Source organism: Aureimonas sp. Leaf324, assembly GCF_001423245.1.
GTDB lineage: Bacteria > Pseudomonadota > Alphaproteobacteria > Rhizobiales > Rhizobiaceae > Aureimonas.
Map to the genome: position 1 here is coordinate 1 of NZ_LMOH01000012.1, position 14,035 is coordinate 14,035.

Sequence of the window (14,035 nt, forward strand, 5' to 3'; positions counted from 1 at the left end):
CCTGCCGTCCCATCGAACGACCCGAACGCAATGTCATTCGGCGTGCAACTTTGACCCCGTAGCGGGGGGTATCGGCGTCCAAAATTGACCCCCATCCGATGGACCTGAAGAGTTCGCTTTTCCTTCACGAGGATGGGCGGGCGGGGGATGAAGGGCGTGGACACAGTTGCGCGGATCCGGCGCGAGTTCTTCGTGCGGGGCCGGACGATCAAGGAGATCGTCCGGGAGCTGCATKTCTCGCGCAACACGGTCCGCAAGGTGCTGCGCTCGAACGAGACGGCGTTCGACTACGAGCGTTCGGTGCAGCCGATGCCCAAGCTCGGGGCGTTGAAGCCTGAACTTGATCGCCTCCTGACCGTCAACGAAGCCCGTCCCGCCCGCGAGCGCCTGACATTGATCCGGATCTTCGAGGAGTTGCGCGGGCTCGGCTACGAGGGCGGCTACGATGCGGTGCGCCGCTATGCTCGAGGCTGGCAGCGCAAGCAGTCCTCGTTGTCGGCATCGGCCTTCGTACCGCTGAGCTTCGACCCGGGCGAGGCCTACCAGTTCGACTGGAGCCACGAGGTCGTGCTGATCAACGGCACGACGGTGCAGGTGAAGGTCGCCCACGTCCGCCTGTGCCATTCCCGGATGCTGTTCGTGCGGGCCTATCCCCGCGAGAGCCAGGAGATGGTGTTCGACGCGCACGATCGGGCGTTCGCCTTCTTCCGCGGCGCCTGCACCCGCGGGATCTACGACAACATGAAGACCGCGGTGGAGACGATCTTCGTGGGGCGCGAGCGCGCCTACAACCGGCGCTTTCTCCAGATGTGCGGGCACTACCTCGTCGATCCGGTGGCCTGCACGCCAGCGTCGGGCTGGGAGAAGGGTCAGGTCGAGAACCAGGTCGGGCTGGTGCGCGAGCGCTTCTTCACGCCCCGCCTTCGGGTGAAGAGCTACGAGGAGCTGAACGCCTGGCTGCTCGACAGGACGGTCGCCTTCGCCAAGGCGCATCGCCATCCCGAACTGCGAGACAGGACGGTGTGGGAGGCGTTCGAAGCCGAGCGACCGAGCCTTGTTCCCTACCGAGGCCGCTTCGACGGCTTCCATGCCTTGCCCGTCTCGGTGTCGAAGACCTGCCTCGTGCGCTTCGACAACAACCGTTATTCGGTCATGGCGAACGCCGTCGGGCGTCCGGCGGAGATCCGGGCCTATGCCGATCGGATCGAGATCTGCCAGGAGGGTCGGATCGTGGGCGAGCACCCGCGCTGCTTCGGGCGTGAGCAGACGATCTACGATCCCTGGCACTACGTGCCCGTGCTGGCGAGGAAGCCGGGCGCCTTGCGCAACGGCGCACCGTTCAAGGACTGGGTTCTGCCGACGGGTCTGGAGCGTGTCCGCCGCAAGCTGGGCACGTCACCTGATGGCGGTCGCCAGATGGTCACCATTCTCACGGCGGTCCTGAGCGACGGCCTTCCGGCGGTGGAGGCAGCCTGCCTGGAGGCGCTCGGCGAAGGCGTCCACTCCGCCGACGTGATCCTCAACATCCTGGCGCGGGCTCGCGAGCCGGTGCGCCCGATCACCATCATGACCCCGGACGCGCTGCGTCTGCGCCACGAGCCGGTGGCCGACTGCGCACGCTACGACAACCTCAGGAGAGCACTGTGATGGAACGCTCCGAGATCCTCGGCGCCATGGGCGAGTTGAAGCTCTACGGCATGAAGGCCGCCTTCGACGAGATCGTCTCGACGGCCGTGAAGCGCCAGCACGAGCCGAGCCGCGTCGTCGGCGATCTCCTTCAGGCCGAGATCAACGAGAAGCAGGCGCGCTCGATCAAGTACCAGGTCACCATCGCCAAGCTGCCGCTCGCCCGGGACATCGACGACTTCGTCTTCGACGGCACGCCGATCAACGAGACACTGGTGCGCGACCTGGCGTCGGGCAACTTCATCGCCCATCAGCGCAACGCCGTCCTGATCGGGGGAACGGGCACTGGAAAGACCCATCTGGCGATCGCCATCGCCAGGGCCTGCATCCGGGGAGGCGCCCGAGGCCGCTTCTTCAACGTCGTCGACCTCGTCAACAAGCTCGAGGCCGAGACCCGAGCGGGCCGACAGGGCCGCATGGCCGACTACCTCTCGCGCATGGACTTCATCGTTCTCGACGAACTCGGTTACCTGCCGTTCGCCCAGTCCGGCGGTCAGCTCCTGTTCCACCTCATCAGCCGGCTCTACGAGCAGACCTCGGTGATCGTCACCACAAACCTGGCCTTCGGCGAATGGCCTTCGGTCTTCGGCGACGCCAAGATGACCACGGCGCTCCTCGACCGCCTGACCCACCACTGCGACATCGTCGAGACCGGCAACGAAAGCTGGCGCTTCAAGAACCGCCTCTGACCCCTTCGAGACCACGAGCCAGCGGTTCCGATCTCCGCTCCGCCTACGGCTCTACGGAGATCGGAACCGCGGCCGCACCCTCACGCCTCAGGGGTCAAAGTTGGACGCCGATCCGGGGTCAGTTTTGCAGGCCGTTTGACANTCCGATCTCCGCTCCGCCTACGGCTCTACGGAGATCGGAACCGCGGCCGCACCCTCACGCCTCAGGGGTCAAAGTTGGACGCCGATCCGGGGTCAGTTTTGCAGGCCGTTTGACAGGCTAACGCGACATGGACGCGACATGACCCCCTGAAGGCCCTGCAATGCATGGCTCCGGAGACTATTTGTAAACCGAAGGTCGGGGGTTCAATCCCCTCAGCCGGCACCAGTCGAGACCGCCCCTCGCCCCCTCAGATCAGCGCAGCAGCGCGTCGACGCTGACGCCGAAATAGCTGGCCAGCGACCGCAGCGATTTCGGTGAAGGAACGCGCCGGCCGCCTTCGATGGCGGCGATCAACGCGACCGGAAGGTTGGTGCTGCGCGCGACGTCTTCGATCGACTTGCCATCGGTCACCCGCAGGCGGGCGACATTCTCCGCGAGGGGCATCAGTTGGCGAGTCCTTCAAAATGGCGTCCGCGGGGTTCTAGCGGCCGGCATCCCTTGATGCCAGCCTCCGGTCAGCCGCGAGCGCGCTTCGAAGGACGTTTTAGCGCGACGGCCCGCGCAGGCTCTCGGTGATCGACTTCAGCAGGCCGTCGTAGGGATCGCGCAGGGCTTCGGGGTAGCGGACCGAGACCGAATGGGCAAGACGGCCTCGGAAGATGTAGCGCTCGTAGAAGATGCGGCCGTCCCTCAGGAAGCCGGACACGACAGCCCAGTTCGATCCGGTTCGCTGGTAGGTCACCTCGTCGAGAGACTTGCGCCAGCGCACGAGTTCGCGCGGCGTCGACCATTCGGGATCCTCGATCGCATAGACGACGAGTTCTGCGCCGGCGTCCGAGCGCCAGACCTGTCCTTCCGGCGTCGCCGGCTCGATGCGTGGAAACGCTTGCGCCGGGAAGGTCGCCGAGGTGCCGAAGGTCGGGTTGGTATAGGTATAGGCGCTGGCGGCCCCCGACAGAACGATGCCCGACGTGACGATCAGACCTGCCAGGGATCGCCGCAGAGCTGATGTCTTTCGCTGAAGCCGATCCGTCATTCGAACGCACTCCTCCGCATTCAGAGATCGACAAACGCGCCGAGGTGCCGGACAGTTCACGAGAGCCGGGACCGTCTGTCTCGTCGCAAGACCGCACCCCCGGCTTCGCCGTCTCAGGGAACAACTGAGGCGCCCCCGACGCGCTCCGTCGGGACGAGCGCCGGCGATGCGGTCCCGTCGGGCGATCAGTTCCCGCCCTCGCCCTCCTCGGGCGGATCCTTGGCCACGTTCTCCACGCTGACGGACAGCCGCTGGTAGACGCCGAGACCGACCATCAAGAGAATGCCCGAGACCAGCAGCAGCGTCGGATAGAGCATCAGCGGCATCGATTCCTTGCCCGCCTGGAAGACGGTGACGACCGCCTCGAGCAGCACCGCGATGACGATGGTCGAGATGAATTTCGTCAGGCTGCGGCGCGCCTCTCCGGCGCTGCGCATCTCGCGCCCCCGGATCGCCTCCTCCTCCAGGAGGTATTTGCCAACGTCGAAGACGGCGATCGCGATGACGGTATAGCCGACGGCCTCCAGAAGGGCCGCGCCGACATCGGCATCCGGAGCGCGGAAGCTGCCCCAGACGCCGGCGAAGGCGTAGACGATCAGTCCGCAGGCCAGCAGCATCAGGAGGAGGCTGGCCAGCCCGAACGCTGCCCGGGTGAAAAGATCGAACGCACGCATCACACTGTTTCCCGCCCGGAGCCGTCCGAGGAAACTGCTGCCGGGCGGCGAAACGGCAAGGGTCGGCGGCTCGGTGCCCGAACCGCCGTCGAGCGACTTATTCCTTCACCGCGCCCGTCATCGACGACACGTAATAGTCAACGAAGAAGGAGTAGAGGATCACGACGGGCAGCGAGCCGATCAGCGCGCCGGCCATCAGCGAGCCCCATTCATACACGTCGCCGCGCACAAGCTCGGTCAGAACGCCCACCGGCACCGTCTTGTTCTCCGACGACTGGATGAAGGTCAGCGCGTAGATGAACTCGTTCCAGGCAAGCGTGAAGGCGAAGATGCCCGCCGAGATCAGTCCCGGCACGGCGAGCGGCAGCACGACCTTGGTCAGGATCTGCCAGCGCGTTGCGCCGTCCACCAGCGCGCTTTCCTCCAGTTCGAACGGGATCGAGCGGAAGTAGCCCATGAGGAGCCATGTGCAGAAGGGAATGAGGAAGGTCGGATAGGTGAGGATCAGCGCCAGCCGAGAGTCGAAAATGCCGAGCTGGAACACGATGAAGGCGAGCGGAATGAACAGGATCGACGGCGGGATGAGGTAGGCGAGGAACACCATCAGGCCCGTCGCCCGCGCCCCGGTAAAGCGCACGCGCTCGATCGCGTAGGCCGCAAAGACCGAGGCGGCCAGCGCGATGATCGTCGAGCAGACCGCGACGATCACCGTGTTCCAGAGCCAGCCGGGATAGGAGGTCTCGAACAGGAGGTACTTGATGTGGTCGAGCGTCGGCCCGACCACCCAGAACGGGCTGTAGACGGAGTAGTTCGTCAGCTGATCGTTCGGTTTCACCGCCGTGATGGCCATCCAGTAGAACGGGAAGAGCAGCACGAAGATGAAGACGGCAAGCGGCAGGTAGATCACGAGGATCTTGCGCGCCAGCGTGTCGTGGTGGGACATGCCGACGACGTCGTCGGTGAGTTGCCCGGCGGTTTCGGTCGTGTTCGCGGTCATCGTCGCTCTCCTCAATCCGTACCGCCCTGCTGCCACTTGCGGCGCTGCAGGCCGAAGAAGCTGAACAGGATCGCCGCCAGCAGGAACGGCACCATGGCGACGGCGATCGCCGCCCCCTCGCCCAACGCCCCACCCGGAATACCGCGCTGGAACGACAGGGTGGCCATCAGATGCGTCGCGTTCACCGGTCCGCCCTTGGTCAGGACGTAGATCAGCTGGAAGTCGGTGAAGGTGAACAGCACCGAGAAGGTCATCACCACGGCGATGATCGGGGTCAGCAGCGGCAGCGTGATGCGCCGGAACCGCTGCCACGACGTCGCGCCGTCGAGCGCGGCCGCCTCGTGCAGCGACACGGGAATGGTCTGGAGGCCGGCGAGCAGCGAGATCGCGACGAACGGGATGCCGCGCCAGACATTGGCGGCGATCACCGACAGGCGTGCGTTCGTCGCGTCGCCGAGGAAGTTGATCGGCGCATCGATCACGCCCCACTGCATCAGCACCCAGGAGATGATCGAGAACTGCGAGTCGAAGATCCACCAGAACGCCAGCGCCGAGAGCACCGTCGGCACCACCCAGGGCAGAAGGATGATGGCGCGGAAGAACGTCTTGAACGGCAGGCTCTCGTTCAGGATGATCGCCAGCCACAGGCCGAGCGCGAACTTCAGGATCGAGGCGACCGCGGTGTAGACGATCGTGTTGAACACCGAGAGCCAGAAGACTTTGTCCTCCATCAGGTACTGGTAGTTTTCCAGTCCGATGAAGATGCCGGGACGCCCGATCCGCGTGTCGGTGAAACCGAGCCACACGCCAAGGCCGAGAGGATAGGTCAGGAAGCAGAGAAGGAAGACGGCCGCCGGCAGCATGAACAGGAAGCCGAGCCCGTTCCGGCTCTGCGACAGCCGTTCGAAGAAGGACGGTTTGGGTGGCAGGTCGCCCGCCGTGATGCTGGACATGGCAAGTCCCGATCGCGCGTGAGGGATGGAACCGCGCCCGCCCTCGAAGGGCAGGCGCGGCATCGGCGATGGCGGGGCTAGACCCGGTAGTAGCGGTTGGCGCGACGCTCGGCGTTCTTGATCGCGTCCTCGGGCGAGGACTGTCCGGTCACGGCCTCTGCGTACATGTCGACCAGGACGTAATCGGCCATCACGCCGGCGGACGCCGCGCCGAGCGGTCCGGCATAGCCGTTCGGCCGCAGGCTCGCCGACGCCTTCGCATAGGCCGCGTGGATCGGCTTCGAGGTCCAGACCGGATTGCTTTCGTAGGCCTTCAGCGGCTGGCAGCAGTATGCGCTGGCACCCTGGATCCAGGCGTTCATGTTGTCCGGCTGGTACAGGAACTGGAGATAGGCCTTGGCCGCCTCCGGGAACTTCGTGTGCTTGAAGATCGAGATCGTCGACGCCTGATGAAGCTCCACAGACTGGCCGACCGGGCCGATCGGCAGGTTCACCGAGCGCATGTCCTCGGCGATCTCCTTCAGCGCCGGATCCTTCAGCGCCGCGTAGTAGACCGACACGCCGTTGGCTGTCAGCGAGACCTGGCCGGCGAGGAAGGCGCGGTTGTTGTTGACGTCCTGCCAGCTCTCGGTGCCCGGAATGAAGGTCTTGTAGAGCTCCATCGCGTATTTGACGGACTCCAGCGTCTCCGGGCTGTTGATGGTAACGGTGCCGCTCTCGTCGACCATGCGCCCGCCATGGCTCCACAGGAGCCAGTGCGCGTAGTTGTTGCCGTCGCCGACCGCCTTGCCGTGCGGGAAGCCGGCAGGCGTCCCCTTCGCCTTCATCGCCTTGCAAAGCTCGAGGAAGCCGGCTGTGTCCTTCGGGAACTCCTGGAATCCTGCGGCCTTCATGTGGCTGTCGCGATAGACGACGGCGTTGCCGATGGCGCAAAGCGGCAGGGCGATGAAGCTGTCGCCGCGGCGCGCATAGCTCTCAAGGCCGGGGTACCAGCCGCCGCCCGCCGCGCCGATGGAGGTGCCGAGGTCGGTCACGTCGACCAGCTTGTCCGGGTACTGCTGCGGGTCGTCGAACCAGCTCATCACCATGTCCGGCCCGGAGCCGACATTGGCGGCCACGGCCGCCTTCGGGCGCACGTCCTCCCAGCTTTCCTTGTCGACGCGCACCTGAACGCCCGTCGCGTCGGTGAACTTCTTGGTGTTGGCGAGAAACGCCTCCTCCTCGGCGGGAACGAACGGCACCCAGCGCAGGAGGCGCAGGCTCGCGCCCGCTTCCGGCGTGAAGGTCGGCGCGGCGGTCTGCGCGAAGGCCGGGCCCATGCCGAGCCGGCCGCCGAGAGCCGCGCCGGCGACGATGCCGGCGGTGCCGGCAAGGATTTGTCTACGATTGATCACGATGTTCCTCCTCAAGGATCGGGGCGTTCTTTTGAGGTTTTCGCGCTGGTCGTGCCCCTTGCCGCCGGCGCCGATGCATTAGGCGCTAGAGGCGCTGTCCCGTGGCCGCGTCGAAGAGGTGCACGGCTTCCGGATCGATCGAGACGTTCAACGTCTCCCCCGGCTTCAGCGTCACTCGCTCGCGGAACACGCAGGTGACCGCCGTCTTGCCGAGTTCGCCCATGACCTGGCTTTCGAAGCCGGTCGGCTCGATCACGACCACCTTGATCGGGATGGGACCACCAAGGCTGATGGCTTCCGGCCGTGCGCCGTAGACGAGGTCGCGGCCCCTCGCCGCCTCGTGCCGGCCGCTGACCGGCAGCACCACGCCGTCCGAGGTGACGAAGCGCGTCGGATCGTTCGGGTCGAGCCGGCCGTGCAGCATGTTCATCGCCGGCGAGCCGATGAAGCCGGCGACGAAGAGGTTGTTCGGCCGGTCGTAGAGTTCGAGCGGCGCGCCGACCTGCTCGACGATGCCGTCGTGCATGACCACGATCTTGTCGGCCATGGTCATGGCCTCGATCTGGTCGTGCGTGACGTAGACCGTGGTCGTCGTCAGGCGCTGATGCAGGTTCTTGATCTCGGTGCGCATCGAGACGCGCAGCTTGGCGTCGAGGTTCGACAGCGGCTCGTCGAACAGGAACACCTGAGGATCGCGCACGATGGCGCGTCCCATCGCCACGCGCTGGCGTTGGCCGCCGGAAAGCTGGCGCGGGTAGCGGTCGAGAAGATGCGACAGGCCGAGAATTTCCGCCGCCGGCTTGACGCGGCGCTCGATCTCCTCGCGCGAGGCCTTCTTCAAGGCCAGCGAGAAGGCCATGTTGTCGGCCACCGTCATGTGCGGGTAGAGCGCGTAGTTCTGGAACACCATCGCGATGTCCCGGTCCTTCGGCGGCACGTCGTTGACGACGCGGCTGCCGATGCGGATCTGCCCGCTCGTCACGTGCTCCAGTCCCGCCAGCATGCGTAGCAGGGTTGACTTGCCGCAGCCCGACGGGCCGACGAGAATGACGAACTCACCGTCCTCGATCTGAATGTCGACCCCCTTGATCACGGGGTGCGAGCCGAACGACTTGCGAACGTCGACAATATCGACTGACGCCATCACTATCCTCCCGAAGGCCGGGACGGGAGAGCCCGGCTTATGCTGCCGGTTGCCTCGCCTCCACGGCCGTGTCTGTCTCTCTCAGGGGCGCGAGGCCCCCACTTCGTTGGTCGGCGGCCCGGCGGGCCGCCTCGAATGATCAGCCCCGTCCGACGAAGGGCATCTTGGTGGCCATGATGGTCATGGTCAGAACGTTGGCCTCCAGCGGCAGCGCCGCCATGTGGACCACCGCCGCGCCGACATGCGCCGGGTCCATCGTCGGCTCGGAGGCCGTGCGACCGTCGGCCTGCAGGATGCCGGCCGACATGGCGGCGGTCATGTCGCTGGCCGCGTTGCCGATGTCGATCTGGCCGCAGGCGATGTCGAACGGGCGCCCGTCCAAGGCGGTCGATTTGGTGAGACCGGCGATCGCGTGCTTCGTCGCGGTGTAGGGCGCCGAGTTCGGTCGCGGCGTCGTCGCCGAGATCGAGCCGTTGTTGATGATCCGCCCACCGCGCGGCTGCTGCGACTTCATCAGGCGGAACGCCTGCTGGGTGCAGAGAAAGGCGCCCGTCAGGTTGGCCGAGACGACTGTGCTCCACTGCTCGAATGACAGGTCTTCGAGCGGGATCGCCGGAGCGACCGAGCCCGCATTGTTGACGAGAAGGTCGAGCCGCCCGAACCGCCCGGCAATTCCCGCGAACAGCGCGGCGACGGACGCGGGATCGCCGATATCGGCCACCATCGCCACCGCGCCGTGGCCGATCTCGCCCGCCGCTGTCTCGAGAACGTCCTGGCGTCGACCGCAGATCACGACCGTCCATCCCGCCGCCGCCAGCGCCTTCGAGATGGCCTTGCCGACACCAGTGCCGCCGCCCGTCACCAATGCGATGCGGCTTGCCGTCCCGGAGTTTGCCGTCTCGTCCGCCATCCCGTCCAATCCTTCTCTTGCCGTCATCGTCATTCGTCAGGCCGGGGCCCGAACGGAGCCGCCGAGTTCATCCTCGATATGCGCGCGCACGATCTCCTCGAAGGAATCCTCGACGGTGAAGCCGAGGTCCCGCGCACGCTTCGCCTCGATGTCCGGCGCCCAGCCGTCCACGATTCGGATGATCGTCTCGTCCGGCACACGCTCGACGAGGGCGAGAGCCGCCTCGCCGGCCACGTCGCGAAGGGCCTTCAACTCGTCGCCGACTGTGGCGGAGAGGCCAGGCATGTTCAGGTTGCGGCGTGGACCGATCGCGCCAGTGTCCATCGTCGCGGCATGGAGGAAGAAGCCGACCGCCGCACGGGGGCTGGCGAAATAGTGCCGCACCGTGTCCGCCACGGGCAGGACCGCCGGCTTTCCGGCCATCGGCTCGCGCAGGATGTTGGAGAAGAAGCCGGACGCTGCCTTGTTGGGCGCACCGGGGCGCACGCAGATCGTCGGCAGGCGCAGGCCCACGCCGTCGAGGAAGCCGCGGCGGGTGTAGTCGGCGAGAAGTAGTTCGCCGATCGCCTTCTGCGTGCCGTAGCTCGTCAGCGGCGTCAGCGCGAAATCCTCCGGCACGCGATCGGCGAACGGTGCGCCGAATACGGCGATGGACGACGCAAAGACGACGCGGGGCTTGTAGCCGGAGCGCCCGTGCTCGTGCCGGATCGCCTCGAACAGGTCGCGCGTGCCGTCGAGATTGATGCGGTAGCCCTTCTCGAAGTCGGCCTCCGCCTCGCCGGAGACGATCGCGGCAAGATGGAAGACGACGTCAGGACGCTCGGCAATCAGGGGCTCGGTGGCGCCCGATGCGGAAACGTCGATCGCCTTGCAGACGACACGGCCGATCTTGCCGTCGGGTGCCTTCGGCTCGACGACATCCACCATCACCAATTGCTCGACAAGCTGGCCGCCGAGCCCGCCATCGGCCGCGATCCGCTCGGCGAGCTTGCGCCCGATCATTCCGGCCGCGCCGACGATCAGAACCTTCATGCGTCTTCCTCCCCTCGCGCCGGATGCCGCCTCCCCGCGGCCGGCCGGCGCCTAGCCCGTCAAACGGGCCTGTTCCCCATGGGCGTCGACCGGCGGCAGGCCCATCACGCGAAGCGTCGTGTCGTAGATACGCTGGATGTGCACGCCGAAGGCCCGAACCGTCGCGTCACGGTCCCGCCCATCGAGCGCCCGGACGATCTCGGTGTGATCCGCATGGCTGCGGGCAATCGCGCCCGGCTCCGAAACCGCGCGGTGGCGTTGCTGCATCATGTATCCGAACAGGTCGCCGACGAACTCGGCGAGCACCGGGTTGGCGCAACGACGGTAGATCGCGAGATGGAACTCGCGATCCAGCACCAGAAACCGAACCGGGTCCTGCAGTGCCTTCTCCTGCATCGCCAGGGACTGGTTGAGAAAACGCAGGGTCTCCTCGTCCATTCGCCCGGCCGCATCGCCGACCACCACCAGTTCGTTCAGGAGCCGCGCCTCATGAACGTCGTCGAGCCCGTAGCTGTTGATCAGCCGCGGCTCGCGCGAGCGGCGAAACTCCGGGCCGACGTCGTCCGAGCGAACGCGCGTGCGCGCGCCATGCAGCACCGCGAGCAATCCCTTCGCCGCCAGGATCTGGACCCCGCCGCGAACCGACTCTCGGCTGACCTGAAGCGCCGCCGCGAGATCGCGCTCGCTCGGCAGGTCGTCGCCGACCTTGAAGATGCCGGACGCGATCAGCATCGCGATCTTCTCCGCCACCACGTCCCGCACGTTCCGGCGCACGATGGCCTCGCGCAGCTCGGGCGTGTTCTCCAGGACGAATTCCGACAGCGACATGCGATCCAACCTCTGGCCACTGGCACGACCAGCGGACCAGTTGAGCCTTTCAGGACCGCTTTTGTCTGTCAATTGGTCGCATGTGCTGCGCTGCGGCGGCGCGAGGCTCCGAGCGGTCGTCAGCGGCGAAACCCTTGCGATTGCTTGGGCAAGTCGTCATTGGAAGGGCAAAGAATTCGGCAGCGGCTCGAGGCCGCTGCCCAGACGATCGGAAAGGGCGACCATGAGCGCCGCAACGGACATCACGACGGGACGCCGTCCAGGCGATTCGGCCGCGCCCAAGGGCTTCGCCGCCCGGCGGACCTTCGCCATCATCTCGCACCCGGACGCCGGCAAGACCACGCTGACCGAGAAGCTCCTGCTCGCGGGCGGCGCCATCAACATGGCCGGCGCGGTGAAGGCCCGCGGCGAGAACCGGCGCGCCCGTTCGGACTGGATGGAGATCGAGCAGTCGCGCGGCATCTCGGTCACGTCCTCGGTGATGACGTTCGAGCGCGAGGGTATCACCTTCAACCTTCTCGACACGCCCGGCCACAGCGACTTTTCCGAAGACACCTACCGAACGCTCACCGCGGTCGACAGCGCCATCATGGTGGTCGACGTCGCCAAGGGCATCGAGAGCCAGACACGCAAGCTCTTCGAGATCTGCCGCCTGCGCGACATCCCGATCATCACCTTCGCCAACAAGGTGGACCGCGAGGGCCGCAACGCGTTCGAGGTCATGGACGAGGTGGAGGAGGCGCTGCAGCTCAGCGTCTCGCCGCAGGTCTGGCCTGTCGGCATGGGGTCCGACTTCCACGGCTGCTACGACCTCTTCACCAACGAGTATCTCTATTCCTCGCTGCGAGCCGGCGGTCCGTGCGACAGCGTCAAGCAGATGACGGGCATCGACGACCCGGCGCTCGACGCGATGGTGCCGGAACACGTTTTGACCCGCTTCCGCGAGGAGGCGGAACTCGCGCGCGAAGGCTACGCCCCCTTCGATGCAGACGCCTATCGCCAAGGGCACCTGACGCCGGTCGTTTTCGGCAGCGCGCTGCGGGACTTCTCGGTGGATCAGCTCCTGCGCATCGTCGCCCGTTTTGCGCCGCCGCCGCGCTCGCAGCCTTCCGACAAGGGCCCGGTCGATCCGCGCACGGACTCGGTGTCGGCCTTCGTCTTCAAGGTTCAGGCCAACATGGACCCGAACCACCGCGACCGCGTCGCGTTTGTTCGCTTCTGCTCCGGCCACTTCAAGCGCGGCATGAAGCTGAACCATGTGCGCTCGGGCAAGCCGCTCGCGGTCAACAACCCGATCTACTTCTTCGCGCAGGAACGCGACCTTGCCGAGGAGGCCTTCGCGGGCGACGTGATCGGCATTCCGAACCACGGGACGCTGCGCGTCGGCGACACGCTGACCGAGGGCGAGACCTTCCGCTTCACCGGCCTGCCGTCCTTCGCGCCGGAAGTGATGCGGCGCGTCCGGCTGGAAGATACGATGCGGATGAAGCAGTTGCGCCGGGCTCTTGAGGATTTGGCTGAGGAAGGCCTCGTCCAGGTCTTCAAGCCGATCATCGGCTCGAACTGGATCGTCGGCGTCGTCGGGCCGCTCCAGCTCGACGTGCTCGCTTCGCGCGTCAAGCAGGAATACAAGACCGACATCGGCTTCGAGCCGGTGCCCTATTCCACCGCGCGCTGGATCTCCTCGCCGGACGAGAAGAAGCTGAAGACCTTCATCGACGAGAACAAGATGGCGGTCGCCGAGGACCGGGATGGTCGCCCCGTGTTCCTGCCGAAGGGCGACTGGGAGCTGCGTTATGCGCGGGAGCGCAACCCGGATCTGCGCTTCGACGAAACCCGCGAGCTCGTCGCCACCTGACGGATCGGCGACGCTCCGTTCACGGCGTCCGGCTTCCTCCGACGGTTGCAGCGCAGCATCGAACGCGGCACATAGGGATCAACTTTTCCGGAGTTCCCCATGACTGACGTCGCCGTCCTCGTCGGCTCGCTGCGACGCGATTCGATCAATCGCAAGCTGGCGCTCGCGCTTGGCAAGCTCGCTGCGCCCCGCCTCAACTTCCGCATCGTCGAACTCGGCGACGTGCCGATGTACAATGACGACCTGTTTCCGAACGTCCCCGAGGCGGTCCTGCGCATGAAGCGGGAGATCGAGGCGGCGGACGCGGTTCTCTTCGTCACCCCTGAGTACAACCGTTCCTTCCCGGCCGTCCTGAAGAACGCCATCGACTGGGGCACCCGCCCCTACGGCCAGAACGCCTTCAGCGCCAAACCGGGCGGTCTCGTCGGCACCTCGCCCGGCGGCACGGGAGCGGCGGCGGGCCAGAACCATCTGAAGAGCGTCCTCAACGTCGTGGACGTGGTGCTAATGGGCCAGCCGGAAGTCTACCTTGTCTGGAAGGCCGAGGACTTCGCCGAGGACGGCACGATCAGCAACGACCACACCCGCGAGTTCCTCGAGCGCTATGTCGACCGCTTCGTGAAGTGGATCGAGCGCACCTCGGAGCCGAAGACGTCGGCGCAGGCCGACGCCAACGGCACGAACTGACCCGT

General features: G+C 66.2%; 13 protein-coding genes and 1 pseudogene. 4 read left to right on the plus strand and 10 right to left on the minus strand.

Features of this window, described 5'->3' with window-relative positions; all coding sequences use genetic code 11:
• Positions 1-147: 147 nt before the first annotated feature.
• Together istA and istB are read left to right on the plus strand one after the other, a co-directional pair.
• A pseudogene (istA, locus tag ASF65_RS07620) lies at positions 148-1,641 on the plus strand (IS21 family transposase); the annotation flags it as partial.
• A gap of 5 nt (positions 1,642-1,646) precedes the next feature.
• Positions 1,647-2,375: an IS21-like element helper ATPase IstB gene (gene istB / locus ASF65_RS07625; RefSeq protein WP_055887489.1), complete on the plus strand. Its 729-nt coding sequence runs from the start codon at positions 1,647-1,649 to the stop codon at positions 2,373-2,375.
• A gap of 394 nt (positions 2,376-2,769) precedes the next feature.
• Here istB and ASF65_RS07630 read toward each other — a convergent pair whose 3' ends face one another.
• The 10 genes from ASF65_RS07630 to ASF65_RS07675 form a co-directional block, all read right to left on the minus strand.
• On the minus strand, positions 2,770-2,961 hold the full coding sequence (locus tag ASF65_RS07630; protein ID WP_055887492.1) for a helix-turn-helix transcriptional regulator: 192 nt from the start codon (positions 2,959-2,961) through the stop codon (positions 2,770-2,772).
• A 100-nt stretch (positions 2,962-3,061) separates the two neighbouring features.
• Positions 3,062-3,553 (minus strand): hypothetical protein, encoded by a 492-nt coding sequence (locus tag ASF65_RS07635; protein ID WP_055887495.1) that lies wholly within the window; start codon positions 3,551-3,553, stop codon positions 3,062-3,064.
• A gap of 185 nt (positions 3,554-3,738) precedes the next feature.
• On the minus strand, positions 3,739-4,227 hold the full coding sequence (locus ASF65_RS07640) for a hypothetical protein (protein ID WP_055887498.1): 489 nt from the start codon (positions 4,225-4,227) through the stop codon (positions 3,739-3,741).
• A gap of 97 nt (positions 4,228-4,324) precedes the next feature.
• Positions 4,325-5,224 carry a carbohydrate ABC transporter permease gene (locus ASF65_RS07645; protein ID WP_055887501.1) on the minus strand — a complete coding sequence of 300 codons (900 nt, stop codon included), beginning with the start codon at positions 5,222-5,224 and terminating at the stop codon, positions 4,325-4,327.
• A gap of 11 nt (positions 5,225-5,235) precedes the next feature.
• Entirely contained in the window at positions 5,236-6,177 is a 942-nt protein-coding gene (locus tag ASF65_RS07650) for a sugar ABC transporter permease (protein WP_055887504.1), read from the minus strand.
• A 77-nt stretch (positions 6,178-6,254) separates the two neighbouring features.
• Positions 6,255-7,574 carry an ABC transporter substrate-binding protein gene (locus tag ASF65_RS07655; protein WP_055888953.1) on the minus strand — a complete coding sequence of 440 codons (1,320 nt, stop codon included), beginning with the start codon at positions 7,572-7,574 and terminating at the stop codon, positions 6,255-6,257.
• A gap of 82 nt (positions 7,575-7,656) precedes the next feature.
• Positions 7,657-8,715 (minus strand): sn-glycerol-3-phosphate ABC transporter ATP-binding protein UgpC, encoded by a 1,059-nt coding sequence (ugpC, locus tag ASF65_RS07660; protein WP_055887507.1) that lies wholly within the window; start codon positions 8,713-8,715, stop codon positions 7,657-7,659.
• Between the two features lie 139 nt (positions 8,716-8,854).
• Entirely contained in the window at positions 8,855-9,625 is a 771-nt protein-coding gene (locus tag ASF65_RS07665; protein WP_055887510.1) for an SDR family oxidoreductase, read from the minus strand.
• 36 nt (positions 9,626-9,661) lie between these two features.
• Positions 9,662-10,657 (minus strand): D-erythronate dehydrogenase, encoded by a 996-nt coding sequence (gene denD / locus ASF65_RS07670; protein WP_055887513.1) that lies wholly within the window; start codon positions 10,655-10,657, stop codon positions 9,662-9,664.
• A 51-nt stretch (positions 10,658-10,708) separates the two neighbouring features.
• Positions 10,709-11,485: an FCD domain-containing protein gene (locus tag ASF65_RS07675; RefSeq protein ID WP_055887515.1), complete on the minus strand. Its 777-nt coding sequence runs from the start codon at positions 11,483-11,485 to the stop codon at positions 10,709-10,711.
• A gap of 223 nt (positions 11,486-11,708) precedes the next feature.
• Between ASF65_RS07675 and ASF65_RS07680 the strand changes: the two genes are divergently transcribed.
• Together ASF65_RS07680 and ASF65_RS07685 are read left to right on the plus strand one after the other, a co-directional pair.
• On the plus strand, positions 11,709-13,343 hold the full coding sequence (locus ASF65_RS07680; protein ID WP_082505258.1) for a peptide chain release factor 3: 1,635 nt from the start codon (positions 11,709-11,711) through the stop codon (positions 13,341-13,343).
• A 99-nt stretch (positions 13,344-13,442) separates the two neighbouring features.
• Positions 13,443-14,030, plus strand: a complete 588-nt coding sequence (locus ASF65_RS07685; protein ID WP_055887518.1) for an NADPH-dependent FMN reductase — start codon at positions 13,443-13,445, stop codon at positions 14,028-14,030.
• Positions 14,031-14,035: the final 5 nt, after the last annotated feature.

What these genes read in the sequence shown, in the direction of transcription:
- ASF65_RS07680 (WP_082505258.1), top strand. Translation starts at nt 11,709, where the DNA reads ATGAGCGCCGCAACGGACATCACGACGGGACGCCGTCCAGGCGATTCG.
- ugpC (WP_055887507.1), bottom strand. Translation starts at nt 8,715, where the DNA reads ATGGCGTCAGTCGATATTGTCGACGTTCGCAAGTCGTTCGGCTCGCAC.
- ASF65_RS07665 (WP_055887510.1), bottom strand. Translation starts at nt 9,625, where the DNA reads ATGGCGGACGAGACGGCAAACTCCGGGACGGCAAGCCGCATCGCATTG.
- denD (WP_055887513.1), bottom strand. Translation starts at nt 10,657, where the DNA reads ATGAAGGTTCTGATCGTCGGCGCGGCCGGAATGATCGGGCGCAAGCTC.
- ASF65_RS07650 (WP_055887504.1), bottom strand. Translation starts at nt 6,177, where the DNA reads ATGTCCAGCATCACGGCGGGCGACCTGCCACCCAAACCGTCCTTCTTC.
- ASF65_RS07630 (WP_055887492.1), bottom strand. Translation starts at nt 2,961, where the DNA reads ATGCCCCTCGCGGAGAATGTCGCCCGCCTGCGGGTGACCGATGGCAAG.
- istB (WP_055887489.1), top strand. Translation starts at nt 1,647, where the DNA reads ATGGAACGCTCCGAGATCCTCGGCGCCATGGGCGAGTTGAAGCTCTAC.
- ASF65_RS07645 (WP_055887501.1), bottom strand. Translation starts at nt 5,224, where the DNA reads ATGACCGCGAACACGACCGAAACCGCCGGGCAACTCACCGACGACGTC.
- ASF65_RS07685 (WP_055887518.1), top strand. Translation starts at nt 13,443, where the DNA reads ATGACTGACGTCGCCGTCCTCGTCGGCTCGCTGCGACGCGATTCGATC.
- ASF65_RS07675 (WP_055887515.1), bottom strand. Translation starts at nt 11,485, where the DNA reads ATGTCGCTGTCGGAATTCGTCCTGGAGAACACGCCCGAGCTGCGCGAG.
- ASF65_RS07635 (WP_055887495.1), bottom strand. Translation starts at nt 3,553, where the DNA reads ATGACGGATCGGCTTCAGCGAAAGACATCAGCTCTGCGGCGATCCCTG.
- ASF65_RS07640 (WP_055887498.1), bottom strand. Translation starts at nt 4,227, where the DNA reads ATGCGTGCGTTCGATCTTTTCACCCGGGCAGCGTTCGGGCTGGCCAGC.